Annotated in this window: 25 protein-coding genes and 3 pseudogenes; 11 read left to right on the forward strand and 17 right to left on the reverse strand. The window is 62.2% G+C overall.

Annotated features, from left to right (window positions below; genetic code table 11):
* The first annotated feature begins 81 nt into the window (after positions 1 to 81).
* A complete protein-coding gene (locus NKJ26_RS06715) occupies positions 82 to 1,104 on the forward strand; it encodes an aldo/keto reductase (RefSeq protein ID WP_352602457.1) in 1,023 nt (340 codons plus the stop codon).
* Positions 1,105 to 1,181: 77 nt separating this feature from the next.
* On the opposite strand, the gene NKJ26_RS06720 is transcribed toward NKJ26_RS06715, so the two are convergent.
* The 4 genes from NKJ26_RS06720 to clpP form a co-directional block, all read right to left on the reverse strand.
* Positions 1,182 to 1,454 carry an HU family DNA-binding protein gene (locus NKJ26_RS06720; protein WP_023674657.1) on the reverse strand — a complete coding sequence of 91 codons (273 nt, stop codon included), beginning with the start codon at positions 1,452 to 1,454 and terminating at the stop codon, positions 1,182 to 1,184.
* Positions 1,455 to 1,650: 196 nt separating this feature from the next.
* Positions 1,651 to 4,062 (reverse strand): endopeptidase La, encoded by a 2,412-nt coding sequence (gene lon, locus NKJ26_RS06725; protein WP_352602459.1) that lies wholly within the window; start codon positions 4,060 to 4,062, stop codon positions 1,651 to 1,653.
* Between the two features lie 273 nt (positions 4,063 to 4,335).
* Positions 4,336 to 5,610 (reverse strand): ATP-dependent Clp protease ATP-binding subunit ClpX, encoded by a 1,275-nt coding sequence (clpX, locus tag NKJ26_RS06730; RefSeq protein ID WP_013532190.1) that lies wholly within the window; start codon positions 5,608 to 5,610, stop codon positions 4,336 to 4,338.
* Between the two features lie 296 nt (positions 5,611 to 5,906).
* Entirely contained in the window at positions 5,907 to 6,536 is a 630-nt protein-coding gene (gene clpP, locus NKJ26_RS06735) for an ATP-dependent Clp endopeptidase proteolytic subunit ClpP (protein WP_013895939.1), read from the reverse strand.
* Positions 6,537 to 6,874: 338 nt separating this feature from the next.
* Here clpP and NKJ26_RS06740 point away from each other — a divergent pair, with 338 nt between their 5' ends.
* Positions 6,875 to 7,465: a hypothetical protein gene (locus tag NKJ26_RS06740; RefSeq protein WP_352694652.1), complete on the forward strand. Its 591-nt coding sequence runs from the start codon at positions 6,875 to 6,877 to the stop codon at positions 7,463 to 7,465.
* A gap of 35 nt (positions 7,466 to 7,500) precedes the next feature.
* On the opposite strand, the pseudogene NKJ26_RS06745 reads toward NKJ26_RS06740, so the two are convergent.
* Positions 7,501 to 7,974: pseudogene (locus NKJ26_RS06745) on the reverse strand (SMI1/KNR4 family protein); the annotation flags it as partial.
* 67 nt (positions 7,975 to 8,041) lie between these two features.
* Complete coding sequence (locus tag NKJ26_RS06750; RefSeq protein WP_352694655.1) at positions 8,042 to 9,145, reverse strand: NAD(P)/FAD-dependent oxidoreductase; 1,104 nt, start codon at positions 9,143 to 9,145, stop codon at positions 8,042 to 8,044.
* A gap of 103 nt (positions 9,146 to 9,248) precedes the next feature.
* Between NKJ26_RS06750 and NKJ26_RS06755 the strand changes: the two genes are divergently transcribed.
* Positions 9,249 to 10,499 (forward strand): cytochrome P450, encoded by a 1,251-nt coding sequence (locus NKJ26_RS06755; protein WP_352694657.1) that lies wholly within the window; start codon positions 9,249 to 9,251, stop codon positions 10,497 to 10,499.
* A 55-nt stretch (positions 10,500 to 10,554) separates the two neighbouring features.
* On the opposite strand, the gene NKJ26_RS06760 is transcribed toward NKJ26_RS06755, so the two are convergent.
* From NKJ26_RS06760 to NKJ26_RS06785, 6 genes are all read right to left on the reverse strand, one after another.
* Positions 10,555 to 10,902 (reverse strand): cupin domain-containing protein, encoded by a 348-nt coding sequence (locus NKJ26_RS06760; protein WP_352694659.1) that lies wholly within the window; start codon positions 10,900 to 10,902, stop codon positions 10,555 to 10,557.
* 87 nt (positions 10,903 to 10,989) lie between these two features.
* Positions 10,990 to 12,270, reverse strand: a complete 1,281-nt coding sequence (locus NKJ26_RS06765; protein WP_352602468.1) for an O-acetylhomoserine aminocarboxypropyltransferase — start codon at positions 12,268 to 12,270, stop codon at positions 10,990 to 10,992.
* Positions 12,271 to 12,428: 158 nt separating this feature from the next.
* On the reverse strand, positions 12,429 to 12,950 hold the full coding sequence (locus NKJ26_RS06770; protein ID WP_352602470.1) for a CoA-binding protein: 522 nt from the start codon (positions 12,948 to 12,950) through the stop codon (positions 12,429 to 12,431).
* The gene (locus NKJ26_RS06775) at positions 12,937 to 13,728 is read right to left on the reverse strand and encodes an AAA family ATPase (protein WP_352694661.1); all 792 of its coding nucleotides are present in this window, start codon (positions 13,726 to 13,728) and stop codon (positions 12,937 to 12,939) included. Before NKJ26_RS06775 ends, NKJ26_RS06770 begins: the two co-directional genes overlap by 14 nt.
* Positions 13,728 to 14,150: a VOC family protein gene (locus NKJ26_RS06780; protein WP_027028057.1), complete on the reverse strand. Its 423-nt coding sequence runs from the start codon at positions 14,148 to 14,150 to the stop codon at positions 13,728 to 13,730. The genes NKJ26_RS06775 and NKJ26_RS06780 overlap by 1 nt, the downstream gene beginning before the upstream one ends.
* 16 nt (positions 14,151 to 14,166) lie before the next feature.
* Positions 14,167 to 14,988, reverse strand: coding sequence for an enoyl-CoA hydratase (locus NKJ26_RS06785; RefSeq protein ID WP_352694663.1), 822 nt, complete (start codon positions 14,986 to 14,988; stop codon positions 14,167 to 14,169).
* A 145-nt stretch (positions 14,989 to 15,133) separates the two neighbouring features.
* Between NKJ26_RS06785 and NKJ26_RS06790 the strand changes: the two genes are divergently transcribed.
* The 4 genes from NKJ26_RS06790 to rpsI all read left to right on the forward strand — a co-directional run bounded on the left by NKJ26_RS06790 (position 15,134) and on the right by rpsI (position 17,498).
* Complete coding sequence (locus tag NKJ26_RS06790; RefSeq protein WP_352694665.1) at positions 15,134 to 15,580, forward strand: PaaI family thioesterase; 447 nt, start codon at positions 15,134 to 15,136, stop codon at positions 15,578 to 15,580.
* A 64-nt stretch (positions 15,581 to 15,644) separates the two neighbouring features.
* On the forward strand, positions 15,645 to 16,292 hold the full coding sequence (locus NKJ26_RS06795; RefSeq protein WP_352694667.1) for a LysE family translocator: 648 nt from the start codon (positions 15,645 to 15,647) through the stop codon (positions 16,290 to 16,292).
* Between the two features lie 257 nt (positions 16,293 to 16,549).
* Positions 16,550 to 17,014 (forward strand): 50S ribosomal protein L13, encoded by a 465-nt coding sequence (gene rplM / locus NKJ26_RS06800; protein ID WP_010915638.1) that lies wholly within the window; start codon positions 16,550 to 16,552, stop codon positions 17,012 to 17,014.
* Position 17,015: 1 nt separating this feature from the next.
* On the forward strand, positions 17,016 to 17,498 hold the full coding sequence (rpsI, locus tag NKJ26_RS06805; RefSeq protein WP_027028053.1) for a 30S ribosomal protein S9: 483 nt from the start codon (positions 17,016 to 17,018) through the stop codon (positions 17,496 to 17,498).
* 230 nt (positions 17,499 to 17,728) lie between these two features.
* On the opposite strand, the gene NKJ26_RS06810 is transcribed toward rpsI, so the two are convergent.
* A complete protein-coding gene (locus tag NKJ26_RS06810) occupies positions 17,729 to 18,787 on the reverse strand; it encodes a glycerophosphodiester phosphodiesterase family protein (protein ID WP_352694669.1) in 1,059 nt (352 codons plus the stop codon).
* A gap of 95 nt (positions 18,788 to 18,882) precedes the next feature.
* Positions 18,883 to 19,230 carry a hypothetical protein gene (locus NKJ26_RS06815; protein WP_352602487.1) on the reverse strand — a complete coding sequence of 116 codons (348 nt, stop codon included), beginning with the start codon at positions 19,228 to 19,230 and terminating at the stop codon, positions 18,883 to 18,885.
* Here NKJ26_RS06815 and speB point away from each other — a divergent pair.
* Together speB and argC are read left to right on the forward strand one after the other, a co-directional pair.
* Positions 19,214 to 20,221: an agmatinase gene (speB, locus tag NKJ26_RS06820; RefSeq protein ID WP_352694671.1), complete on the forward strand. Its 1,008-nt coding sequence runs from the start codon at positions 19,214 to 19,216 to the stop codon at positions 20,219 to 20,221. The two genes, NKJ26_RS06815 and speB, sit on opposite strands and share 17 nt — an antisense overlap.
* A 30-nt stretch (positions 20,222 to 20,251) precedes the next feature.
* Positions 20,252 to 21,178 (forward strand): N-acetyl-gamma-glutamyl-phosphate reductase, encoded by a 927-nt coding sequence (argC, locus tag NKJ26_RS06825; protein ID WP_352694673.1) that lies wholly within the window; start codon positions 20,252 to 20,254, stop codon positions 21,176 to 21,178.
* A gap of 8 nt (positions 21,179 to 21,186) precedes the next feature.
* On the opposite strand, the pseudogene NKJ26_RS06830 reads toward argC, so the two are convergent.
* Positions 21,187 to 21,353, reverse strand: a pseudogene (locus NKJ26_RS06830) (aminoglycoside phosphotransferase family protein); the annotation flags it as partial.
* Between NKJ26_RS06830 and NKJ26_RS06835 the strand changes: the two are divergent.
* Positions 21,351 to 21,488: pseudogene (locus tag NKJ26_RS06835) on the forward strand (3'-kinase); the annotation flags it as partial. The pseudogenes NKJ26_RS06830 and NKJ26_RS06835 overlap by 3 nt on opposite strands.
* A 15-nt stretch (positions 21,489 to 21,503) precedes the next feature.
* On the opposite strand, the gene NKJ26_RS06840 reads toward NKJ26_RS06835, so the two are convergent.
* The gene (locus NKJ26_RS06840) at positions 21,504 to 22,595 is read right to left on the reverse strand and encodes a COX15/CtaA family protein (protein WP_352694675.1); all 1,092 of its coding nucleotides are present in this window, start codon (positions 22,593 to 22,595) and stop codon (positions 21,504 to 21,506) included.
* A gap of 152 nt (positions 22,596 to 22,747) precedes the next feature.
* On the opposite strand from NKJ26_RS06840, the gene NKJ26_RS06845 reads away from it, so the two are divergent.
* Positions 22,748 to 22,963, forward strand: a complete 216-nt coding sequence (locus NKJ26_RS06845) for a DUF2842 domain-containing protein (protein WP_352602495.1) — start codon at positions 22,748 to 22,750, stop codon at positions 22,961 to 22,963.
* 22 nt (positions 22,964 to 22,985) lie between these two features.
* Here NKJ26_RS06845 and NKJ26_RS06850 read toward each other — a convergent pair whose 3' ends face one another.
* Positions 22,986 to 24,044, reverse strand: coding sequence for a polysaccharide deacetylase family protein (locus tag NKJ26_RS06850; RefSeq protein WP_352694677.1), 1,059 nt, complete (start codon positions 24,042 to 24,044; stop codon positions 22,986 to 22,988).
* Positions 24,045 to 24,118 lie beyond the last annotated feature (74 nt).

Below are 24,118 nucleotides of genomic sequence, written 5' to 3' on the forward strand. Positions count from 1 at the left end.
TGTCCAACGCTGCGCGGCGCTTTTGCCGGACGACAGGCATGATAGGGTCGACTCGGACAAATCGAACCGGGAATGGCAGATATGAAGACACGGCATTTCGACCGCATCGGCAATGGCGGCATCAGCTTTACGGAGCTCGGCTTCGGCACCGCGCCGCTCGGCAATCTCTACCGCGCCGTTTCGGACGAGGACGCCAATGCCACGCTGGAAGCGGCCTGGGCGACCGGCTGCCGCTACTACGACACCGCGCCGCTCTACGGGCTTGGCCTGTCGGAAACGCGGCTCAATCCCTTCCTGCGCTCGAAGAAGCACGACGACTACGTGCTGTCGAGCAAGGTCGGCCGCATCATGCGCGCCTGCCCGCCGGAAGAGCGCACGGGCATCGGCAAGTTCTTCGACACGCCGTCGCGCCGCGAGGTGTACGACTACAGCTATGACGGCGTCATGCGTTCGTTCGAAGCTTCGCTCGAGCGCCTGGGCGTCGACCGCATCGACATCCTCTTCGTGCACGATGTCGACATCTTCACCCATGGCAGCAAGGAGGCGTCCGACCGACGCATCGATGAGTTCATGCGCTCGGGCTATTACGGGCTGCTGGCGTTGCGCGACCAGGGCGTCATCAAGGCATTCGGCGGCGGCATCAACGAATGGCAGGTCGCCCAGACATTGGCCGAGCGCGGCGACTTCGACCTGTTCCTGCTTGCGGGGCGCTACACGCTGCTGGAGCAGGAGGCGCTGACATCCTTCCTGCCGCTCTGCCAGGCGCGCGGCATCGGCATCGTCCTCGGCGGCCCCTACAACTCCGGCATACTGGCGACGGGGCCGAAGCCCGGCGCCTACTACAATTATTCCGAAGCGCCCAAGGACATCCTCGACCGGGTCGCCGCCATCGAGAGCGTCTGCAAACGCCATCACGTGCGTTTGATCGAGGCGGCCCTGCAATTTCCGCTGCTGCATCCGTCGGTCGTCTCGGTCATCCCCGGCGGCCAGCGGCCGAGCGAGGTCGAGAGCAACCGATCGCTGCTCGACGCGAAGCTGCCAGCGGCGCTTTGGGCCGACCTGAAGAAGGAAGGTCTGATGCGTCCTGAAGCACCGACCGCATAGCCCGTCCGCTTCGGAGTCCACCTGCACAAAAAAGAAAAGCCGGGGCAAGCCCGGCTTTTCTGAACTCTGAAATGGTCTTAGTTGACCGCGTCCTTGAGGCCCTTGCCGGCCGAGAACTTCGGCACGGTGCGTGCCGGGATCTTCACTTCGGCGCCGGTCTGAGGATTGCGGCCGGTCGAGGCCGCACGCTGTGACACGGTGAAATTGCCAAAGCCGACAAGCCGGACATCGCCGCCCTTCTTCAGTTCGCCGGTGATGACGGAGAATACCGCATCGACCGCCGACTGCGCGTCACCCTTCGAGATGCTCGCGGCGTCGGCGACAGCGGACACCAATTCGTTCTTGTTCATAAAAATTCCCTTCCATGAGAACACCGGAACTAACGACTCATCCGGCAGGAAACGGACTTTAGAAAGAAGCGTCTCCACAACCAAGTCGAAATGCCCGAGAAAAAGCGGAAAAAGCCCGGAATTCCGGGGTTTTTCACATGAAAAAGCCGGGCATGAAGCCCGGCTCTCTGTTTGTGCGGCGCAACCTTAGCGATTTTTAATGCGCAAGCGTTTTGCCGGCCTCATCCACGGCGTCCGTCGTGGCCGGAGGATTGACAGGTTCGACCCACTCGATCGGCTCCGGCATACGCACCAGCGCGTGGCGCAACACCTCGCCGACCCGCGCGACCGGAATGATTTCCATGCCGTTCTTCACGTTGTCGGGAATATCCGCCAGATCCTTGGCGTTGTCTTCCGGGATCAGCACCTTCTTGATGCCGCCGCGCAATGCGGCGAGCAGCTTCTCCTTCAGCCCACCGATCGGCAGCACCCTGCCGCGCAGCGTGATCTCTCCGGTCATCGCGACATCGGCCTTGATCGGAATGCCGGTCAGGACAGAGATGATCGCGGTCGCCATCGCCACGCCAGCCGACGGTCCATCCTTGGGCGTAGCGCCCTCCGGCACGTGGACATGGATGTCGCGCTTGTCGAACAGCGGCGGCTCGATGCCGAAATCAAGGGCGCGGGAGCGGACATAGGACGCCGCCGCCGAGATCGATTCCTTCATCACGTCGCGCAAATTGCCGGTCACCGTCATGCGGCCCTTGCCGGGCATCATGACGCCTTCGACCGTCAGCAGCTCGCCGCCGACTTCCGTCCAGGCAAGACCGGTGACGACACCGACCTGATCGTCGGCCTCGACCTGACCGAAGCGGAAGCGCGGAACACCGAGGTAATCGGCGAGGTTCGCCGCCGTGATGTCCACCGTCTTCTTCTTCGTCTTCAGGATCTCGGTCACCGCCTTGCGCCCGAGCTTCATCAGCTCGCGCTCCAGGCTTCTGACGCCCGCTTCACGGGTGTAGGTCTGGATAATGGCGCGGATCGCGTCCTCGCCGACGGAGAACTCCTTCGGCTGCAGCGCGTGATCGCGGACCACCTTCGGCATCAGGTGCCGCTTGGCGATTTCGATCTTCTCGTCCTCGGTGTAGCCGGCGATGCGGATGATCTCCATGCGGTCCATCAAGGGCGCAGGGATGTTCAGCGTGTTCGCCGTCGTCACGAACATCACGCTCGACAGGTCGTATTCGACCTCGAGATAGTGGTCCATGAACGTCGAGTTCTGCTCGGGATCGAGCACCTCGAGCAGCGCCGACGACGGATCGCCGCGGAAATCCTGGCCCATCTTGTCGATCTCGTCGAGCAGGAAGAGCGGATTGGACTTCTTCGCCTTCTTCATCGACTGGATGACCTTGCCGGGCATCGAGCCGATATAGGTGCGCCGGTGGCCACGGATCTCGGCTTCGTCACGCACGCCGCCAAGCGCCATGCGGATGAATTCGCGGCCGGTCGCCTTGGCGATCGACTTGCCGAGTGAGGTCTTGCCGACGCCGGGAGGGCCGACGAGGCACAGGATCGGCCCCTTCAGCTTCTTCTGGCGGCTTTGCACGGCAAGATACTCGACGATGCGGTCCTTGACCTTGTCGAGGCCGAAATGATCGGTGTCGAGCACGTTCTGCGCGAAGGCCAGGTCCTGCTTGACCTTGGAGTTCCTGCCCCACGGGATCGACAGCAGCCAATCGAGATAGTTGCGCACCACGGTCGATTCAGCCGACATCGGCGACATCGTCCGCAGCTTTTTCAATTCGGCTTCCGCCTTTTCGCGGGCCTCCTTGGAGAGCTTGGTCTTCTTGATGCGCGCCTCGATCTCGGCGGCCTCGTCGCGGCCGTCTTCGCCCTCGCCGAGTTCCTTCTGGATCGCCTTCATCTGCTCGTTGAGGTAGTATTCGCGCTGCGTCTTCTCCATCTGGCGCTTGACGCGCGAGCGGATGCGCTTCTCCACCTGCAGGACGGAGATCTCGGCTTCCATGAAGCCCATCGCCTTTTCCAGCCGCTCCTTGACCGAGAGCGTGGCCAGCATTTCCTGCTTTTCGGGGATCTTGATGGCAAGATGCGAGGCGACCGTATCGGCGAGCTTGGAATAATCGTCGATCTGGCTGGCGGCGCCCACCACTTCGGGCGAGATCTTCTTGTTCAGCTTGACGTAGTTCTCGAAGTCGGTGACGACGGAACGAGCCAGCGCTTCGACCTCGACCTCTTCCTCTTCCGGCTCGACCAGCGCCGTAGCGCGGGCTTCGTGGAAGTCGGGACGGTCGGTGAACGCGGTGATTTTCGCGCGCGAAGCGCCTTCGACCAGAACCTTGACGGTGCCATCGGGCAGCTTCAGCAATTGCAGCACATTGGCGAGCGTGCCGATGTCGAAAATTGCATCAGGCTCGGGGTCGTCGTCGGCGGCATTCATCTGGGTGGCAAGCAGGATCTGCTTTTCCTGACCCATCACCTCTTCGAGAGCCTTGATCGATTTCTCACGCCCGACAAAGAGCGGAACGATCATGTGCGGGAACACCACGATGTCGCGCAGTGGGAGGACTGCGAAGACGCCGTCGCTGGGAGCCTTGGATATTTTGGCCATTGTCCAACCTTTCATATCGCGGCCGCCAATCAGCCAACCGCGAATCTCATATTAACGACCGGGGATCGTTCCGCCTACCACCGTTTGTGACGGGAGTTTTACAGCACAGAAATCGGGCACCTCGGCCTTCTGCTGTTAGGTGGATGCAAGCGTGCCAAAGATCAAGGGTTAACATGGTCCGCATATCAGCTCCGTCACCAGCCTGCATGCCCTTCACAGCAAAACGGCGCCCTCGGGGCGCCGTTCCACAAAAATATCGGAAAAGATGCCATCTCAGGCGCTGACATTGCCCTTCTTTTCCTTCTGTTCGGAATAGATGTAGAGCGGCCGGGCGCTGCCGGTCACCACCTCTTCCGAAATCACCACCTCGCGCACGCCTTCGAGCGCCGGCAGTTCGAACATCGTGTCGAGCAGGATCGCTTCCATGATCGAACGCAGGCCGCGCGCGCCGGTCTTGCGCTCGATGGCGCGCTTGGCGATCGCCGACAGCGCGTTCTCGTGGAAGGTCAGGTCGACATTCTCCATCTCGAACAGTCGCTGGTATTGCTTCACCAACGCGTTCTTCGGCTCGGTCAGGATCTGGATCAGCGCCGGCTCGTCGAGGTCCTCCAGCGTCGCCAGGACCGGCAGACGGCCGACGAATTCTGGGATCAGGCCGAATTTCAGCAGATCCTCGGGCTCGACCAGGCGGAAGACGTCGCCGGTGCGGCGATCCTCTGGCGAAGCGACGACGGCGCCGAAGCCGATGGACGTCTTGCGGCCGCGATCCGAGATGATCTTGTCCAGCCCGGCGAAAGCGCCGCCGCAGATGAACAGGATGTTGGCGGTGTCGACCTGCAGGAACTCCTGCTGCGGGTGCTTCCTGCCGCCCTGCGGCGGCACGGAGGCCACGGTGCCTTCCATGATCTTCAACAGCGCCTGCTGCACGCCCTCGCCCGACACATCGCGGGTGATCGAGGGATTGTCGGACTTGCGCGAAATCTTGTCGATCTCGTCGATATAGACGATGCCGCGCTGGGCCCGCTCGACGTTGTAGTCGGCCGACTGGAGCAGCTTCAGGATGATGTTCTCGACATCCTCGCCGACATAACCGGCTTCGGTCAGCGTCGTCGCGTCAGCCATGGTGAACGGCACGTCGATGATGCGGGCCAGCGTCTGCGCGAGCAAGGTCTTGCCGCAACCGGTCGGGCCGATCAGCAGGATGTTGGACTTTGCCAACTCGACATCGTTGTTCTTGCCGGCATGGGCAAGGCGCTTGTAGTGGTTGTGGACGGCCACCGACAGCACGCGCTTGGCGTAAGGCTGGCCGATGACATAATCGTCGAGAACCTTGAGGATCTCCTGCGGCGTCGGCACGCCTTCGCGCGACTTCACCATCGAGGTTTTGTTTTCCTCGCGGATGATGTCCATGCACAGCTCGACGCACTCGTCGCAGATGAAGACCGTCGGACCGGCGATCAGCTTGCGTACCTCGTGCTGGCTCTTGCCGCAAAACGAGCAATAGAGCGTGTTCTTGGAATCACCGCTGTTGTTGCCGACCTTGCTCATCTTCATGTCCTTTCATGGCCGCCCGCCGATGGTCTGGCTGAAAGGGCGCAAACTTCAATCTATCGCGGGAATCCGCCGCCGCCAGTGTCCCGGCTCCCGCAACGTATTCCGTACGAAACACAAATCAGAAAACGTGGCAATGATTCGCAGCAACCCCACACAAAGCTAAGCCGTCGAAAATCAACATAGCCTTAACGTAGGCAATCCCGACCGTCGAGGGAACAGCCAAATGTGGCCGAAATGCCGCAAGACGCGCCAAAAGCGCGTGATACCGCCAGCCAACTGCCGATAAGCCCTTATGCCAGTGCCCCTTCGGCCGCCTCGCGCGACGAAATGACCTTGTCGATGAGGCCGAAATCCCTGGCTTCGTCCGCAGTCATGAAATGGTCACGGTCGAGCGTCTTTTCAATCTCTTCGTAGCTTTTGCCGGTGTGCTTGACGTAGACCTCGTTGAGGCGGCGCTTCAGCTTGATGATGTCCTGGGCATGGCGCTCGATGTCGGAAGCCTGCCCCTGGAAGCCCCCGGAGGGCTGGTGAACCATGATGCGGGCGTTCGGCGTGGCGAAGCGCATGTCCTTGTGGCCGGCGGTCAGGAGCAGCGAGCCCATCGAGGCTGCCTGGCCGATGCAGAGTGTCGACACGGCCGGCTTGATGAACTGCATGGTGTCGTAGATCGCCATACCAGAGGTGACGACGCCGCCCGGCGAATTGATGTAAAGGTTGATTTCCTTCTTCGGATTCTCGGCTTCGAGGAACAGCAGCTGCGCGCAGACCAGCGTCGCCATGCCGTCCTCGACCGGACCGGTGATGAAAATGATGCGCTCCTTGAGGAGGCGCGAGAAAATGTCGTAGGCCCGCTCGCCGCGATTGGTCTGTTCGACCACCATCGGAACGAGGTTCATGTAGGTTTCGACGGGGTTCTTCATCAGTTATCTCTTATCTCGCGGTGGGGATTCCGGCGCCGGGAAGGCAGGCAATTCGGACAGAATCGGTTCTGGATCGTTATTGCGTAAATAGGATGCCGGCTCATCCTTGTGCAAGGCCGACCCGTCCTAGCCATCTGGGTAAGTCGAATCAAGCTTTTGGACAAGGATTCGCTTCGGCAAGCGCCTCCACCGGCGGACGCCCGCTCCTCGGGGCCGATTTGCGTAGCAATTTCTTAACCGCGTCGCTTAACGAAATGCGCCGAAACCGCTTTTCTGCGAGACGGCTTCCCCTACAATTCAACGTTGAACTTGTGCCTAGGTTCAAACAGGGGGATGTCATGCTTGGGAAGTCAGCATGTTTCACCATTGCCGGGCTGACCCTGCTCGGCACGATTTCGCAAACCGCCGCTGGCGGCCGCGCCGTGGAATGCTATGAACCCGTGCGTGCGCCTGATGTCTACGACACGGTCTACGAGGACGTGACGGTCAGCCCGCCCGGCCAGCAGGTCGACTACATCCCTGCCATCTACGGCACGCGGGAACGCGTGGTGATGACCGTTCCGGCGCAGCTGAGCTACAAAATCGTGCCCGCAGTCACCCGCACCGTCTACCGCACGGTCCAGGTCGACGACGGCGGCTATTCCTGGGAATGGCGCGTCATCCATGGCCGCAAGGTGCTGTGCAAAATTTGGCGCAAGGCGCGCTACGAGCGCATCGCCGAGACAGTTGTGATCCAGCCGGAGCGCACCCGGCGCGTCGTCATCCCCGCGCAGTACGATGAGATCGCCGAGGAGGTCCTGGTGCGGCCGGAGCAGAGGCGCATCATCGATGTCCCCGCCTCCTACCGGACCGTGGCGCGGCGCGTACTGGTCCGCGAAGGTTCGTCCGGTTGGCGGCGCGTGCATATCCCGAGGCATTGCGGAGGATAAGAGCAGCAGCCGTCAGTCGGCCCATCCCTGGGACTTCACAATTGAGGTGTCGACTTCGAATTGGCAGGCGTAACAACCTCATTCCAAAACCGTACATATTCAAAATGCTGGCCACGTGTCAGCCATACTCTATTGGCAGGATCGACCGGATCTCCGCCGAGCAAGACTGGTTTCAGTTCCGCGAGTTGCATTCCGGCGCGGGAAGTGTTGGCCTGCCGGGGTGTCAGAGTTCTGTGCCAAGCGTCAAAATCCTTCGCGATGGCAATCGCGAATTTCCAACTCATGCCGACGAATGGAACTCGAACCACAGGCATACCAATTGAACGAATATCGAACCCATAGGCCTCCGCACTGCCATCCGACCCAAACAAAAACAATCCAGGCGAAAGGGTTTCAACGCGGTACTCGCTGTTGAACGGCGCCAATTGGTCTGCGCTCCAGGTAAAGACAAGGTCGTCACCGCAATCCCATTCGCATCCATCATGGCGACTGAGAAAATCAACATAAGACGGCGGAAGCGGCTATCTTAAGTCTGCCAAATTAGTCTTCGTTGAAGTGTTTGACATGGAATGCCCGCTAGGCCACCTCAGCCCGCAGCCATCTCTTGAGGCCGGCGACATTGCCGTCACCAATAGCGGCCGCGACGCGCCGGCCGACCGCCGCGCCGAACTTGTAGCCATGGCCCGAGCAGGCCGAGACAACAAGGCATTTGCCCTTCTCATGGGCGAGGAATTTCTCGTCTTCGGTGAAGGTGTAGGCGCAGGTGACGACCTCCGTCACCCTGTACTCCTCGATGCGGGCGATCGGCGGCGAGAACAGGTTGCGGATCGCCTCGCCCTCGCCCGGTACTGGCTGACGGTTCCAGTCGGCGTCGCTGGTCGATACGCGGTGCAGCCCGGAACCGAATTTCATACCGGCGCCGCCGGAGGGTGGGATCACGTAGCCGTCGGTCTTGCCGCCGACGTCGAGAACAACGGGCGCGGCCTCCCAGGCCGTCTTGAGATCGGCCGGCGGCTCGACATAGGCGAGCGCGGTTCGGTATGTCTTCAATTCGCCGCCCAGTTCGGGAAACAGTTTCAGCACCCAGGCGCCCGCAGCGACCACGATGCGGTCGGCCTGCATCGTCTCGCCGGACGCGAGCACGATATTGCCTGCCTCGGCATCGATCTTCTTCACCTTGCTGTGCTCGTAGACGTTGGCGCCGTTGGCGCGCAGCCATGCTGCCAGGCCGGAAGCGATCTTGCGGCAATGCAGCGCGCCGCCTTCCGGCGAAAAATAGGCATAGCGGAATGTGCTCGTCTCCAGGAAAGGCCAGCGCTCGGCTGCGGCGTCGGGTTCAAACAGTTCGAATGGAAAATTGCCTTCTTCCAGGCCTTCGCGGTATTCCTCGGCCTCGTCGCCCGGCTCGCGCGAAATGCACACAAATCCGCGCGCATCGAGATGGTTCTCACCGAGGTCGCCCCACATCTCGTCCCAGGCCTCATAGGCTTCGGTGATCAGCCGGCCATAGCCGGTTCCCGCCCGGTAGGCGCGGCGGATGATGCGGTGGTGGTCGCCCGAGGCGGCCAGCGGATTTGGGATCGGCCCCTGCTCGACGATGGAAACGCTGTGACCAGCCTTGACCAGCGACCAAGCCGTGGAGAGACCGGCAATGCCGGCACCGACAACAATCACATTCATGAGATGGACTTTCCGCAGCCGCACCGGCTGGCTCAATTCTTGGTTTATCGGGCGCCAACATACGGTCTGGAATGAGGCTGGCAAGCCGCGCTATGGATCTGGCATGACCAAATTGACGCTCCCTTATCTCGCCTTTGATCCAGCCACGCGCCACCTCAGGCTTGACCCGCACGAGCCGGCTTTCTTCCAGAACCCCTACGAGGCCTACGGGTTTCTGCACGGCGCATCGAATGCATTCTTCTGGGAGGAATTCGGCTTCTGGTGTTTTGGCGGTTTCGATGACGTCAACCGGCTGCTGCGCGACCGGCGCTTCGGCCGCCAGAACCCGGCCGGGGTTCCCGACAGCCGCGGCGCCGGCCAGGACCGGACCCACCTCGGCGCCTTCGACGGCATCGAGGCCAATTCGATGCTTGAGCTGGAACCACCCGTGCACACGCGGCTGCGGACGCTGGTCAACCGCGCCTTCGTCTCGCGGCAGGTCGAACGGCTGCGGCCGCGTGTCGAGGCACTGGCCAATGAACTGATCGACCGCTTCGATCCGACCGGACCTGTCGACCTGCTGCCCGCCTTCGCCGCCCCTTTGCCGATCACCATCATCGCCGAAATGCTCGGCGTGCCGGTCGAAATGGGACCGCAACTGCTCGACTGGTCGCACAAGATGGTGGCCATGTACATGCATGGCCGCCCGCGCGAAACCGAGGAGACGGCCAACCTCGCGGCGAGCGAATTCGCCGATTTCCTGCGCGGCTACGTCACCGAGCGGCGCCGGAACCCCGGCGACGATTTGCTGTCGCTGCTGATTTCGGCGCAGGAGGACGGCCAGAAGCTGACTGAGGACGAGATGGTGTCCTCGGCGATCCTGCTGCTCAACGCCGGCCATGAAGCGACCGTGCATCAGACCGGCAACGCGGTCGGCTCGATCCTGGCGCAAGGCGGCGACCCACGCCGTTTCTTCACCTCACCGGCAGCGACCGCGGCAACGGTCGAGGAATGCCTGCGCTTCGACGCCCCGCTGCACATGTTCATGCGCTATGCCTATCAGGAGATCGAAATCGCCCCCGGCATCGTCGTGCAGCCGGGCCAGAAGATCGGTTTGCTGCTTGGCATGGCCAATCATGACCCCGGCGCCTTTGCCGAACCGCTGGTCTTCCGGCCGGATCGTGCGGACCAGAAGAATGTGTCGTTCGGCGCCGGCATCCATTTCTGCATCGGTGCGCCGCTCGCCCGGCTCGAATTGCAGGTATCGCTGAAAACCTTGTTCGATCGGCATTCGAAGCTCTATCTTGCCGAACAGCCGCGCTTCCGCGACACCTACCATTTCCATGGGCTGGAAACGCTCGCCGTCGGCTTTTGAGCAGTCGCGAGCCTGCGATGAGACTGTCTTCATAAGGGTGGGCGCGGCTAAGTGATCAAAGCTTGATCACATACTCCTTGCGAGTCGTTTCAAGCACTTCCCAACTGCCCCTGAAGCCGGGCCTCAGCACGAAGCTGTCACCGGCCTTGACTGTGCGCGCTTCGCCGCCCTCCTCCGCGATCACTGAAACGCCGGACAGGATGTGGCAGAATTCCCATTCGTCATAGACGATGCGCCACTTGCCGGGAGTCGATTCCCAGATGCCGGCGTAGAGGCCGCCGTCCCGCTCCTCGACATTCCAGGTGCGGAATTTCGGGTCGCCGGAGATCAGCCGGTCCGGCGCCGGGGCGCCGGATTCGGGTTCGACGGCGTCGGTCGATATTGCCTGATAATGCGCGGACAAGAACCTGTCTCCATCAAAAGCCGGGGTTGGGGCGGCTCACCCCAACCCGGCGCTGCGCGCCGCTCCCTAAAGGGGGACGGTGAAAGATCAGACCTTGGCGAGTGCCTGTTCGAGGTCGGCAACGATGTCGGTGACGTCCTCGATGCCGACGGAAAGCCGCACGGTGTCCGGGCCGGCTCCGGCCTTGACCTTCTGCTCGTCGGAAAGCTGGCGGTGCGTGGTCGATGCCGGATGAATGACCAGCGACTTGGTGTCGCCGACATTGGCCAGGTGCGAGAACAGTTCCAACGCCTCGACGAACTTGATGCCGGCCTCATAGCCGCCCTTGAGGCCAAAAGTGAATACGGCACCGGCGCCTTGCGGCGAGTACTTTTTCTGCAAGGCATTGTTCTTGTCGCTCGGCAGGCCGGGATAGTTCACCCAAGCGATCTTGGGGTGGTTGGATAGCCAGCCGGCGACCGTAATCGCGTTGTCGCAGTGACGCTGCATGCGCAGCGGCAAGGTTTCCAGCCCGGTCAGGATGAGAAAGGCGTTGAACGGCGAGATCGCCGGGCCGAGATCGCGCAGGCCGAGCACCCGCGCGGCGATGGCGAAAGCGAAATTGCCGAAGGTTTCATGCAGCACGAGGCCGCCATATTCGGGACGCGGTTCCGACAGCATCGGGTATTTGCCCGACTTCGACCAGTCGAACGTGCCTCCATCGACGATGGCGCCGCCGATGGAATTGCCGTGGCCGCCGATGAACTTGGTCAGCGAATGGACGACGATATCGGCGCCGTGCTCGATCGGCCGGATCAGGTAGGGCGAGGCCAGCGTGTTGTCGACGATCAGCGGCAGGCCATGCTTGCGCGCGATGTCGCCGATCTTCTCGATGTCGACGAAAGTGCCGCCCGGATTGGCGAGGCTCTCGATGAAGATCGCCTTGGTCCTGTCGTCGATCTGGCTTTCGAAGGTCGAGATGTCGTTGGTATCGGCCCAGTGCACTTCCCAGCCAAAGTTCTTGAAGGCATGGCCGAACTGGTTGATCGAACCGCCATAAAGCTTGTTGGCGGCGACGAAATTGTCGCCCGGCTGCATCAGATTGTGGAACACGATCACCTGCGCGGCGTGGCCGGACGCGACCGCAAGCGCGGCCGTTCCGCCCTCGAGGGCGGCGATGCGCTCTTCCAGAACGGCCTGCGTCGGGTTCATGATGCGGGTATAGATGTTGCCGAAGGCTTTCAGTCCGAACAGCGAGGCCGCGTGATCGGCATCGTCGAAGACGAAGGAAGTCGTCTGGTAGATCGGCGTGGCGCGCGCGCCGGTGGCCGGATCGGGTTTGGCGCCGGCATGGACGGCGAGCGTGTTGAAACCAGGCGTGCGGGTCACTGAAAAACCTCCCTCAAAAACCTTCTGAAATTCGCCGGGCATTCTTGGCGAAGGCGGACCCGGAATGCAAAGAAGAAAATACCCTTCGGCGTCGAACCTTCGATCAAGCAGAAGGAAAATACGGCGCTGGCCGGAATAATTTTGCGCCTTCGCCTCGCCTACTTCTGGCGCACGCCGAAACTCTGGAATCCCTGGCGCATCAGCGGCTTCTTCGACGACAGCACGCCGGAATTGACGCCGGTCCAACCGATCTCGCCTGAAAGCTTGCCGTACTCGATCTTGGGACAGCGGTTCATCACCACCTTGACGCCGGCGGCTTCGGCGCGCGCGGCGGCTTCGTCATGGCGTATACCAAGCTGCGTCCAGACGACTTTCGGCAAGGGATCGAGCCGCAACACCTCGTCGACGACACCAGGCACTGCCGCGCTCGCACGGAAGACATCGACCATGTCGATCGGTTCCGGAACATCGGCAAGCCTGGCATAGGTCATCCGGCCGAGGATTTCCTTTCCGGCCTGGCCAGGATTGATCGGGAACACCTGATATCCCTTGGCCAGCAAGTATTTCAGCACGAAATAGCTCGGCCGCACATCATTGGCCGATGCACCGACCATGGCGATGGTCTTCACCGAATTGAGGATGCCGGCGATGTAGGCATTGTCGTAACTATCGTGGTTCATGCCTGTCCTCATACAATGCCTCGGCCAGAAAACCATCTGGGTCATTGCTGAAATCGCGCATCATTCGGAAGTGGTCCGTATCACGAAAATCTGTCGGGTCGAGCCCGAAGCCACTGATGCGGAACAGCCGCGCGCCGGGACAAGCCATCAGCAGCGGCGAATGCGTCGCCATGATCACCTGCGCGGTGCCTGACTGATCCATGCGCCGCAGCATCTTGAGCAGTTCGATCTGCCGTGACGGAGAGAGCGCACTTTCAGGCTCGTCGAGAATATAGATGCCTTGCCTGCGGCAGCGCTCCTCGAAGAAGCGGATAAATCCCTCGCCATGCGACCAGGACAGGAAATCCGGCGGCGGTGGCCCGAAGGGGTCTTCCAGCGCAGCCTGGTCGAGATAGCGGGCGACGGAGTAGAAAGATTCGGCGCGAAAGAACCAGCCGGCGGTGACCTTTGGAAGCCATTGACCGCGGAAGGTGTTTGCCAGCGCGGCGCCGCTTGTGTCGATGGCGCCGGAATGGTCGACCGGGCGGTAGCCCTTGCCGCCGCCGGCTTCGTCATAACCGGCCAAAGCGCCGATTGCCTCGAGCAGCGTCGATTTTCCGGTGCCGTTCTCGCCGACGATGATGGTGATCGGCGTGGTGAATTCGAGTTCGAAATCGCGGCTTCGAAACAGCGGCAGGCTCCAAGGATATTTTTCCCAATCCTCGACCCGCGCCGGGTCAAGCAGGATACGCTTGAGATAGGGTGACTTGAGCCGCGTCAGCTGCTTGCGGTAAGCCATCAAGCGGGCAGCGAAATCGTGCCGTCTTCCGCGATCGGGAAGGCCGGATTGTGCGCCACTTCCCAGACATGCCCGTCGGCATCGGCGAAATATCCATACCAGCCGCCCCAGAAGGCGCGGCCGGCCGGCTTGACGATGCGGCCGCCGGCCTTCTCGGCCATCGCAAGCACCTCGTCGACTTCCGCGTCGGAGCGGGTGTTGTAGGCGAGATAGACCGCCGACGGCGCCTCGGCGAAGGTGATGCCGGAATCCTCCTCGGCGCTGGCGCGCGGGAACAGGCCGAGAATGACGCCGCCCATCTGGAAGAAGGCGACGCCTTCGGTGATACCGGCATGCCGTTTCAGGCCCATCGCTTCGTAGAAGCGCACGGCGCGGTCGAGATCGTCGGTGGCGATGGTGATGATGGAGATGCGCGGTTCCATGATCTATCCTCCCGTATTACTCCTCCGTCCATTCGGGCTTGCGCTTGCCGATGAAGGCACCGATGCCTTCCTCGGCGTCGCGCGCGAGCATGTTCTCAACCATCACGCGTCCGGTATAAGCATAGGCGTCCGCCAGCCCCATCTCGGCCTGCGCGTAAAACGCTTCCTTGCCGGTCTTGACCACCAGGGATGATTTGGAAGCAATGGTTTGCGCGTATTTGGTAACGATCTGATTCAGGTACTCGCGCGGCACGACGCGGTTGACCAGGCCGAATTCCTTGGCGGTCGCCGCATCGATCGTCTCGCCGGTCAAAAGCATCTCCATCGCATGCTTGCGGGAGACGTTGCGCGACAGCGCCACCATCGGCGTTGAGCAGAACAGGCCGATGTTGACGCCCGGTGTGCAGAAGGTCGCCTCATGCGAGGCGATCGCCAGGTCGCAACTGGCGACCAGCTGCAGCCCCGCCGCCGTCGCCAGGCCGTCGACCTCGGCGATGACAGGCAAGGGATGCCGCACGATCGCCTGCATCAGCGCGGCGCAGGCGGCAAAGGTCGCTTCGAAGAATGCCTTGCCATGATCGGCGTCGGCGCGCCGCGCCGTCATTTCCTTGAGATCATGGCCGGCGCAGAACACCTTGCCAGCCGCCGACAGCACGATGACGCGGACGGCCTTGTCGGCCTTGGCGCGGTCGAGCTCCGCCGTCAGCGCCGCCATGACCGCCAGCGACAAAGCATTGGCGGGCGGATTGGCAAGCGTCAGGCGCAGCACGCCCTTGTCCAGCCTTGCCGCGACAGGACCCTCGACAGCGGCAGGCTTGATGGCAAGGATTTCGGCCATGGATAAGGTCTCCGCGATTCCGGTCGGGCTGGCAGAATATCTAATATCGGATCGGGTTTCGTCCAACACTCATTGCTTGCGCCGGGAGGTGTTGCCAGAAACACTCCGCTACGCTCATACAGGCTGGCCCAAAAGAGGGACCGACATGCCCGCCCAGACCAACCTCAAGCCGGTGCTGACCGCATCACAAGTCAACACGCTGATGGAAACCGTCTACCCGCAGCTCAATGAGCAGTTCAAATATTACGAGACGATCGACGTGTTCCCGGGCGGCTGCATTGTGCGGCTCAATGCCGGCGAGCGGCATCTGCGTCCTGGCGGTACGGTATCCGGCCCGTCGCTGTTCACGCTGGCCGACATCGGCGGCTATGCCTGCGTGCTCAGCCATGCCGGGCCGGATGCGCTCTCCGTCACCACCAATCTCAACATCAATTTCGTCCGCAAGGCCGAGGCCGGACCAATCGATGGCCATTGCCGCATCCTGAAGCTGGGCAAGAGCCTGATGGTGTTCGACATCGACATCGTCGCCGGGCCTGAGGGACATACGGTGGCGCATGCTACCGGCACCTATTCGATCCCGCCGAAACGCTGACACGCACGGAAGACCGATCCGAGGCTTTGGCCGGAACTCCCCATCGACAGGTTCGTTTTGCGGCATGCCCGATCTGACAACCTACCTTGCCTTTCTCGGCGCCGTGCTTGTCTACCAGCTTTCCGGCGTTGGGCCCGATATGATGCTTGTGATCAGTCGCGGCGTCGGACAGGGCTGGCGTCAGGCGCTGGCGGCCGCGACAGGCTGCGTATCGGCCGGCGTCGTGCAAATTCCATTACTTGCGATGGGACTTGCCACGCTGATCACATCCTCGCCGCCTCTTTACAACCTTCTCCAAATCGTCGGCGCCATCTATCTGATCGCGATCGGGCTCAAATTCCTGTTGGCGCACCGGCAGGATGAAAATCATGCCTCTGCCTTTGCTAACACAAGTGGCGTTGCAGCTGTTTTCTGGCAGGGCATGATCTGCAATCTCACCAATCCGACGACGCTTGCCTTCATGCTGGCGGTGCTGCCGCAATTCGTTCACCCTTGGGCTGGTCCACCGGCGTTGCAGTTCGTCATTCTCGGCGCGACTATGAAGATGATGGGAATGGTTGTCCTCGGCGCTTTAGCGCTGACCTCTGGCGCGGTCGGCGGCTGGCTGTCGCGCCGAAGCAACTTCGTCGTGTGGCAGGAAAGGCTGGCCGGAGCCATCATGGTCGCCATCGGCATCAGACTCCTGCTTGCCGTGACGAGTGGCCGGCGGTGAGCGAATACCAGCGATTTTGGCGGTTGGCCGTGTTGTAAAATAATACCACATAGGTTAATCATTGAAATTTAATGACTTTTCGTTTTCATGGACCGCCAATGATGCTTGACGAGGGCTACCCCCTCACCTATAAGCCCCCTCACGAAGCAGCGGCCCGCAAAGGCCGCCGTTTTGTTATTGGCGGCGGGCAACCTTCGCCAATCCAAGCAACAAGAAACGCCTTCCCTTATGAAGGTCCGAACCGAAAGCAGAAAACCATGACAACCTTTTCGCAGAAGCCTGCGGATGTGGTGAAGAAGTGGATCCTGATCGACGCCGAGGGTCTCGTCGTCGGCCGTCTCGCCACTGTCATCGCCAATCATCTTCGCGGCAAGCACAAGCCGACCTTCACTCCGCATGTCGACGACGGCGACAACGTCATCGTCATCAATGCCGACAAGGTGGTGTTCACCGGCAAGAAGTTCACCGACAAGGTCTATTACTGGCACACCGGCCACCCCGGCGGCATCAAGGAGCGCACCGCGCGCCAGCTGCTCGAGGGTCGTTTTCCCGAGCGTGTCGTCGAGAAGGCCGTTGAGCGCATGGTCCCGCGCGGCCCGCTCGGCCGTCGCCAGATGAAGAACCTGCGCGTCTATGCAGGCGCCGAGCATCCGCATGTCGCCCAGCAGCCAGAAGTCCTCGACGTGGCCAAGCTGAATTCCAAGAACAAGAAGGTCGCATAAGATGGCTGAGCTTTCCTCGCTCGCAGAACTGGGCGCCGCAACCGGCAACACCAACACGCAGGCCGCCGCCCCCGTCCACGTCCAGAAGCTCGATAAGTCGGGCCGCGCCTATGCCACCGGCAAGCGCAAGAACGCCATCGCGCGCGTCTGGGTGAAGCCGGGTTCCGGCAAGATCGTCGTCAACGACAAGGAATTTGCGAGCTATTTCGCGCGTCCTGTCCTGCAGATGATCCTCAACCAGCCGATCATCGCCTCCAACCGTTCGGGCCAGTACGACATCGTCGCTACTGTCGTCGGCGGCGGCCTCTCGGGCCAGGCGGGCGCGGTGCGTCACGGCATCTCCAAGGCGCTGACCTACTACGAGCCCGCGCTACGCGCCGTGCTCAAGAAGGGCGGCTTCCTGACCCGCGACAGCCGCGTCGTCGAGCGCAAGAAGTACGGCAAGGCGAAAGCCCGCCGGTCGTTCCAGTTCTCGAAGCGCTAAGCGCAACGCAGCTTCAGACAATCGAAAGGCCGCCTCCGGGCGGCCTTTCCTTTTTAGGGTTCGCCGATCACCCCACCCGCGCCTGCGGTGCGACCTCCCCATCAAGGGGAGATGCGAGGTCGCGCCTTGGATTCAGACCACCGGCAGCCGTCAGCATTTGCAGAATGCTCGCAGGGCGGATGGGGAGGTCGGCGCGCAGCGCCGGTGGGGGGAAGCATTCACGTCGAATATCAGTTGATGCTCGCCGTATTCGCGGGCTCAGCCGACCGTGAATCATCGCCATAAGGCACGCGGTAACCGTTCGTCGCCAGCCATTCGATGGCTGCCTTCGGTTCGTCGGTCTGGATGATGGTGGCGCCGCGGTCGGCCCAGAAGCCCCAGGCTTCGCGCGGCAGACTGGCCTGCACCGCCAGTTCGTCGCCGCGGCCGCCCGCCAGGAAACCACCCGGCTTGTTCACGATGGCATAGGTGTCGGCCCAGATGTGCCAGTCGCCCCGCACCGCGGCGGCGCGCATGCGCGTGCTGAACAGTGGTCCGCCGGTTTCGGTCAGTTTTTCGGCACCAGCCCGCCAGTTGATCAGTTCGATCGCGCGCGATGAGAAAGCGCGGTCGACCGCCTCGGCAAAACCAGAATCATGGACCGCGTCGTCGGCGATGATCGGCATGAACTGGAAGCCGCCGCCGATCGCGTCCATGGCGGCTTTCACCGTCGCAATCCGGGTAGAGTTCCAGAGGTTCTCCTTGACGATGACCTGTTCGGCCATGGCGAGGTCGCGAGCGACCGCGATCATGCCTGAGAGGTCGCCAACATCGAGCTTGTTGTCGAGATTGACGAGAATCTTGCCCTTGGCCGCGATCAGCATCTCGCGCAGCGTCGAAACCGTCTCATTGGTGACAATTCCGGTGCCTTCGATCACCAGCCGGCATCTCCTCAATTCGGCCAGCGTGCGCTTGGCCACCTCGCCCTTGCAGGTCGTGGTGCGGTCGAGCCAGCTGTCATGCATGACGACGAACTCACCCTCCCTGGAGCGCCTGATGTCCACCTCGATGATCTCGGCACCCATGGCGATCGAGCCCTCCACGGCGGCGAGCGAATTTTCCGCATAAAGCGTCTTGCCTGCCTGCATGCTGCCGGCGCGATGCGCGGCGACCATTACATGGTCGCGCCACTGGTTTGCGTGTTCGAAGCGATCGAGGATCCGGCTGGCGCGGGTTTCACCCGCCAGTGCTTGGGTGACGGAGACCGCAAGTGCGGTTGAAAGCAGAAGGCTCAGCCAAAGGGTCCGCATCGAGAATCGCTCCTTGCCGGATCGAGCCGGGGATAGGCGATGCCCGTGACATCCAGGTGAACGAAGCCGGCTAGGATGTTCGTAATGCGTTCGCGTCAGATGCGTTTCGAGAGCCGGCGGAACCAGGCCATGGCCGGCATTTCAATGAAGCGCCAGGTGACCCAAGAGGCAGCGATGGTGGCGACGAGCATGACAAGGATTGCCGCCACGCCCATCCAGCCGGCACCGAAACCCGTCGCGGGATCGCCGGCTTGGGTCGACATCACGGCATGGGGAGGATTAAGAAACGCCGTCTGCGTCATGATGATACAAATCCTGTCTTGCCGTGGCGCCTGGGCGGCCGCGCTTCGTCTCCCCAGACTGTGACTGGCATCTTCCTTGCCGGTTCTGTAGTTGTTGCACCCCGATGAAAAACGAGGATCCTTAATGGCGACCAAGAACATCGACCACGCCTTCACCGCCCGTTCCAAAACGGGCGGCGCCCTTGAGCCGACCTATTCCGGCGCGCTGTCGTTCATGCGGCGCAAATACACGAAGGACGTGAAGGGCGCGGACGCGGTGGTGTGGGGGATCCCGTTCGATGCCGCCGTCACTAACCGGCCCGGCGCCCGTTTCGGGCCGCAGGCTATACGCCGCGCCTCGGCGATCCTCGACAATGACCCGCAATACCCGTTTTCACGCGACCTGTTCGAGCATCTCGCGGTGGTCGACTATGGTGATTGTCTGCTCGACAGCGGTAACCACCAGAAGACGCCGGGAACGATCGAGCGCGAAGCGGCGAAGATCCTGAAGTCGGGCGCCTTCCTGCTGACGCTGGGCGGCGATCATTTCGTCACCTGGCCGCTGCTGAAGGCGCATGCCGCCATCCACGGCCCGCTCGCCCTAGTGCAGTTCGACGCGCATCAGGATACATGGGAGGATGACGGCAAACGCATCGACCACGGCTCCTTCGTCGGCCGAGCGGTCAAGGAAGGCATCATCGATCCGGACCGTTCGATCCAGATCGGCATTCGCACCCATGCGCCCGACACGTTCGGCATCAAGATTCTCCACGGCCATGAGATCGAGGAGATGCGCGCGTCGGATATCGCCTACGCCATTGTCGACCGCACCGGCGGCAAGAAGACGTATCTGACCTTCGACATCGACTGCCTCGATCCGGCCTATGCGCCCGGAACTGGCACGCCGGTTGCCGGCGGGCCGTCCTCGGCCAAGATCCTGTCGACGCTGCGCCAGCTCAACCAGATCGACATTGTCGGCGCCGATGTCGTAGAGGTTGCGCCGGCCTACGATCACGCCGATATAACGGCGATCGCCGGCTCGATGGTGGCCATGCAGTATCTCGGCCTGTTGGCGGAGCGAAAGGCCCGGCAGGAAGAGCTGAACAACGGCAACCACAGCGGTGCCGCGGTGAATCAAGGTCAAGGCATATAGCCTTGAAATACCAGGGAATTTGATCAGGCAATGAAACCGACAATCTTCATCGACGGCGAACACGGCACCACCGGTCTGCAGATCCGGGCGCTGCTTGCCGAGCGTGGCGACCTGGAGATCATTTCCATTCCCGTCGAGCGCCGCAAGGAAACAGCGGCGCGCGCCGAGTTCCTCAATGCCGCCGATATAGCGATCCTGTGCCTGCCGGACGATGCGGCGAAGGAAAGCGTTTCGCTGATCGCCAACGGCACCACCAAGGTCATCGATGCGTCGACAGCGCATCGCGTGGCCGAAGGCTGGGAGTACGGCTTCGCCGAAATGGACAAGGGACAGGCGAAGAAGATCGCCTCGGCCAAGCGCGTCGCCAATCCCGGCTGCTGGCCGCAGGGACCGATCGCGACGCTCAGGCCGCTGGTTACCGCCGGCCTGCTGCCGGCTGATTTCCCGGTCACGGTGAATGGCATTACAGGCTATTCGGGCGGCGGACGGCCGATGATCGAGGATTATGTCGCCAAGGGCGAGGACGCCTCGGAGTTCCTGCCCTACGGCCTCACCCTGCAGCACAAGCATGTGCCCGAACTGAGGGCCTATGCCAGGCTTTCGCATGATCCGATCATGCAGCCGGCCGTCGGCAACTTCGCGCAAGGCATGATCACGGTGGTGCCGCTGCAGCTCGGCGGTCTTGACCATGTGCCGACGGGTGCGGAGCTCCATGCGGCCATCGCCGACCACTTCGCCGCCATCGAGGGTGGCGTGGTCGAGGTGGCGCCTTATGTGCATCTGGAGCGCGTCCCGGAGATCGACCCGGAGGTCTACAACGGCACCAACCGGATGAAGGTCTATGTCTTTGCCAACGACAAGCGCGCGCAGGCGCTGCTGCTGGCGGTCTACGACAATCTCGGCAAGGGTGCCTCGGGTGCGGCTGTCCAGAACATGGACCTGATGCTCGGCCTCTGATGGAAGTGCGTCTGGCCGAGCGTTCTGGCAGATGTCTCGGCCATATGCGCGACGCGCCGCGGATCGAGGCAGAGATTGTCCGGTCGAGCGGGTTGTAGAACATGTTCGCGGCGTCGAAGCCGGGGTCGCCGAGAACACCCTTTGGATCGATCGCCAGCCAGCCGCGCGGCCGCCGTCCGCGATTCTCGACCATGCCATCGCCTATGGCTGCCTGTCGGCGTCCTGGCATCGCGAGGACGACAATGCGGTCGAAGAGAATCGCGAGCTGTCGATCGCCGCGGCGATCCGCACGGTGCGGGCAAGCTTCTAAGCGCCGAAAAAAGCCTCAGCTTCTCAGCGCTATTTGTGTCGGCAAGGGATAGGCGCCCTTGGTGCCGCGCCAATGCGCGGCGGCGAAGCCCAGCACGACAAGCGCGAACCCCTGATGCGCCAGCGCCATATGGAGCGGCACCTCCATCAGCAGCGTACCGATGCCGATCGAGGCCTGCACCAGCACCAGCAGAAACAGCAGCGTCGCGCGGCGGGCGTGTGTTGAGCCTGGCAGGCGCAAACGCGTGGCAATCATGTGCCAGAGTGCCACGGCGAAGATCGTATAGGCGCCGAGCCGATGGATGAACTGAACCGTTTTCGGGCTTTCGAAGAAATTGCGCCATGCCGGGTCGAGGATCAGCAGGTCGCCGGGAATGATCTTGCCGTCCATCAGCGGCCAGGTGTTGTAGCTCATGCCGGCGTCGAGCCCGGCGACAAGGCCGCCGAGATAGATCTGGATCAGCGCCAGAAGCACGATGAAGCCGGCCAGCCTCTGCGTCCGGCGATCGGCGGCGGGCTCGGAATGCGGCGCCAGCCCTCGCGCGACGACCATGGTGGCGGTGAAGATCAGCGACGCTAGCGTCAGGTGCGTGGCCAGCCTGTATTGGCTGACCGACACGCGGTCGACAAGGCCAGACGCCACCATCCACCAGCCGATGACGCCCTGAAGGCCGCCGAGAAGCAGAATGCCTACCAGTTTTGGCTCAAGGCCGCGCTCGATGCGGCGCGTCACCCAGAAGAACAGCAGCGGCAAGGCAAAGACCAGGCCGACACCGCGGGCCAAGAGACGGTGTGCCCATTCCCACCAGAAGATGGACTTGAATGCCTCGACGCTCATGCCCTTGTTGAGCTCGGCATATTGCGGGATCTGCTGATAGAGCTGGAATTCCTCCTGCCACTCGGCGTCGTTGAGTGGCGGAACGATGCCATGGATCGGCTGCCATTCGGTGATCGACAGGCCGGATTCGGTAAGCCTGGTCGCGCCCCCTACCAGCACCAGCGCGAACAGCACCAGAAGCACGACGTAGAGCCAGCCGCGCACCAGCGCCCTGTTGCGCAGGTCGCGGTCGCGGATATCGTAAGGCGCGGCGGCAGTGATGGCGGCCATGGATTATCCCGGCAGGTTGAATGTCGCGGATTGGTGGACCATCGTACCGGTGGTGGCAAGACCATGCGGCGCGGCACGCCGTCGCGCCGCCCGTCGCGGGTTGCGCGCGTCTTGCGTTCGGCCTAAGCGATAGCCGTCAACGAGACCGTGCCATGCCCATTCGCCTGAAAAAACTGATCGGAATGTTGCTCCTGGTGGCGCTGGTCGTCATCTATGCGCTGGTCGCATCGATCTTCGCCGTCGCCCGGCTGTCGGATGCCGGCCCATGGGTGCATTTCCTGTTTTTCCTGCTGAGCGGCCTGCTCTGGGTACTGCCGGCCATGGGCATCATCAAATGGTTGATGCTGGAGCCACGGGCCAAGCGCTGAGGCGCGGCCCGCACAATCGCCGTCAGACGGTAACCACCCGCTTGCCGGCATTAGCGAGCGGCGTCGTCACGCCCGACAGCATGGTGCGGATGTGAGCGAGGCTCTGGTAGCGGCCGTTGACTGAAATGCGCGGAAGCGCATGCAGGAAGCCGGCATGTTCGGCGCGCAGCACGCCATGGCGAGTGGTCACGGCCGAGGTATAGCCGGCGTCGCGGGCAAAGCCCACTTCGCGACAGCCGACGGCGCTTGCATAGCCGTAGGGATAGGCGAAATGGCGCGGCTCCTGGCCAAGCTCGGCCCGCAGCATGCCCTTCACGGCGCCGATCTCGTGCCGCGCATGGGATTCGGAAAGCCGCTTCAGATTGGTGTGATTGATCGTATGGGCTCCGATCGTCACCAGCGGATGCGTAGCGATGCTGCGGATCTCGTCCCAGTTCAACAACGTCTTGAGACGTGGCCGTTCCATGTCGACGCCATTGGCATCAGCCAGTTGGCGCAGTACGGCGCGCTGGTCTTCCTCGCGCACTTGCGTGGTGAGATAGGCGTACAACCGGGCGATGGCCTGGTGTTTCCTGGCAGCGGTCGCGCAATCGATCACGGTTAGGCCGTTCGGCGTCGACAGGGTCAGCCGGTCGCGCGCATTGACGATATCCTCGACCACGTCCCACCACAGATCCGCGGTGCCGTTGATCAGCCCGGGCGCGACATAGATGGTGATCGGCGCGCCATGCTTCTCCAGGATCGGCAGCGCCTCGGTCATGTTGTCGCGATAGGCGTCGTCGGCGGTGATGGTGGCGAACTGGCCGCCCTTGCCGCCTGCCTTGATACGCTCGACCGCCTCGTCCATCGACACGAAGGCGTAGCCGTCCGCCTTCATGCCGGCGACCACGGCGTCGAGGAAGCTCGGCGCGATGTTGAGATGCCGGTTGACGCTGTCGGGCTTTTCGGGAGTCGCCGTCACACGGTGCAACATCAGGATGGCACCGATGCCGCCGACAAACGGCTTGGCCAGCGGTGCGAGGCCTGTATAGCGGGCGACGTTGAGCGCCAGCTTCCGGAACGCCTCCCCACCGTCGATCATTCATTCACCTTTTGCGCCTAGGCTGATCCAAGCACGGAATACGCCAAAGCGAACCCCCAAAATGGGGATGAATA

The sequence above is a fragment of the Mesorhizobium sp. M0152 genome (genome assembly GCF_040322415.1).
Taxonomy (GTDB): Bacteria; Pseudomonadota; Alphaproteobacteria; order Rhizobiales; family Rhizobiaceae; genus Mesorhizobium.

What these genes read in the sequence shown, in the direction of transcription:
- NKJ26_RS06715 (WP_352602457.1), top strand. Translation starts at nt 82, where the DNA reads ATGAAGACACGGCATTTCGACCGCATCGGCAATGGCGGCATCAGCTTT.
- NKJ26_RS06720 (WP_023674657.1), bottom strand. Translation starts at nt 1,454, where the DNA reads ATGAACAAGAACGAATTGGTGTCCGCTGTCGCCGACGCCGCGAGCATC.
- lon (WP_352602459.1), bottom strand. Translation starts at nt 4,062, where the DNA reads ATGGCCAAAATATCCAAGGCTCCCAGCGACGGCGTCTTCGCAGTCCTC.
- clpX (WP_013532190.1), bottom strand. Translation starts at nt 5,610, where the DNA reads ATGAGCAAGGTCGGCAACAACAGCGGTGATTCCAAGAACACGCTCTAT.
- clpP (WP_013895939.1), bottom strand. Translation starts at nt 6,536, where the DNA reads ATGAAGAACCCCGTCGAAACCTACATGAACCTCGTTCCGATGGTGGTC.
- NKJ26_RS06740 (WP_352694652.1), top strand. Translation starts at nt 6,875, where the DNA reads ATGCTTGGGAAGTCAGCATGTTTCACCATTGCCGGGCTGACCCTGCTC.
- NKJ26_RS06750 (WP_352694655.1), bottom strand. Translation starts at nt 9,145, where the DNA reads ATGAATGTGATTGTTGTCGGTGCCGGCATTGCCGGTCTCTCCACGGCT.
- NKJ26_RS06755 (WP_352694657.1), top strand. Translation starts at nt 9,249, where the DNA reads ATGACCAAATTGACGCTCCCTTATCTCGCCTTTGATCCAGCCACGCGC.
- NKJ26_RS06770 (WP_352602470.1), bottom strand. Translation starts at nt 12,950, where the DNA reads ATGAACCACGATAGTTACGACAATGCCTACATCGCCGGCATCCTCAAT.
- NKJ26_RS06775 (WP_352694661.1), bottom strand. Translation starts at nt 13,728, where the DNA reads ATGGCTTACCGCAAGCAGCTGACGCGGCTCAAGTCACCCTATCTCAAG.
- NKJ26_RS06780 (WP_027028057.1), bottom strand. Translation starts at nt 14,150, where the DNA reads ATGGAACCGCGCATCTCCATCATCACCATCGCCACCGACGATCTCGAC.
- NKJ26_RS06785 (WP_352694663.1), bottom strand. Translation starts at nt 14,988, where the DNA reads ATGGCCGAAATCCTTGCCATCAAGCCTGCCGCTGTCGAGGGTCCTGTC.
- NKJ26_RS06790 (WP_352694665.1), top strand. Translation starts at nt 15,134, where the DNA reads ATGCCCGCCCAGACCAACCTCAAGCCGGTGCTGACCGCATCACAAGTC.
- NKJ26_RS06795 (WP_352694667.1), top strand. Translation starts at nt 15,645, where the DNA reads ATGCCCGATCTGACAACCTACCTTGCCTTTCTCGGCGCCGTGCTTGTC.
- rplM (WP_010915638.1), top strand. Translation starts at nt 16,550, where the DNA reads ATGACAACCTTTTCGCAGAAGCCTGCGGATGTGGTGAAGAAGTGGATC.
- rpsI (WP_027028053.1), top strand. Translation starts at nt 17,016, where the DNA reads ATGGCTGAGCTTTCCTCGCTCGCAGAACTGGGCGCCGCAACCGGCAAC.
- NKJ26_RS06810 (WP_352694669.1), bottom strand. Translation starts at nt 18,787, where the DNA reads ATGCGGACCCTTTGGCTGAGCCTTCTGCTTTCAACCGCACTTGCGGTC.
- speB (WP_352694671.1), top strand. Translation starts at nt 19,214, where the DNA reads ATGGCGACCAAGAACATCGACCACGCCTTCACCGCCCGTTCCAAAACG.
- NKJ26_RS06815 (WP_352602487.1), bottom strand. Translation starts at nt 19,230, where the DNA reads ATGTTCTTGGTCGCCATTAAGGATCCTCGTTTTTCATCGGGGTGCAAC.
- argC (WP_352694673.1), top strand. Translation starts at nt 20,252, where the DNA reads ATGAAACCGACAATCTTCATCGACGGCGAACACGGCACCACCGGTCTG.
- NKJ26_RS06840 (WP_352694675.1), bottom strand. Translation starts at nt 22,595, where the DNA reads ATGGCCGCCATCACTGCCGCCGCGCCTTACGATATCCGCGACCGCGAC.
- NKJ26_RS06845 (WP_352602495.1), top strand. Translation starts at nt 22,748, where the DNA reads ATGCCCATTCGCCTGAAAAAACTGATCGGAATGTTGCTCCTGGTGGCG.
- NKJ26_RS06850 (WP_352694677.1), bottom strand. Translation starts at nt 24,044, where the DNA reads ATGATCGACGGTGGGGAGGCGTTCCGGAAGCTGGCGCTCAACGTCGCC.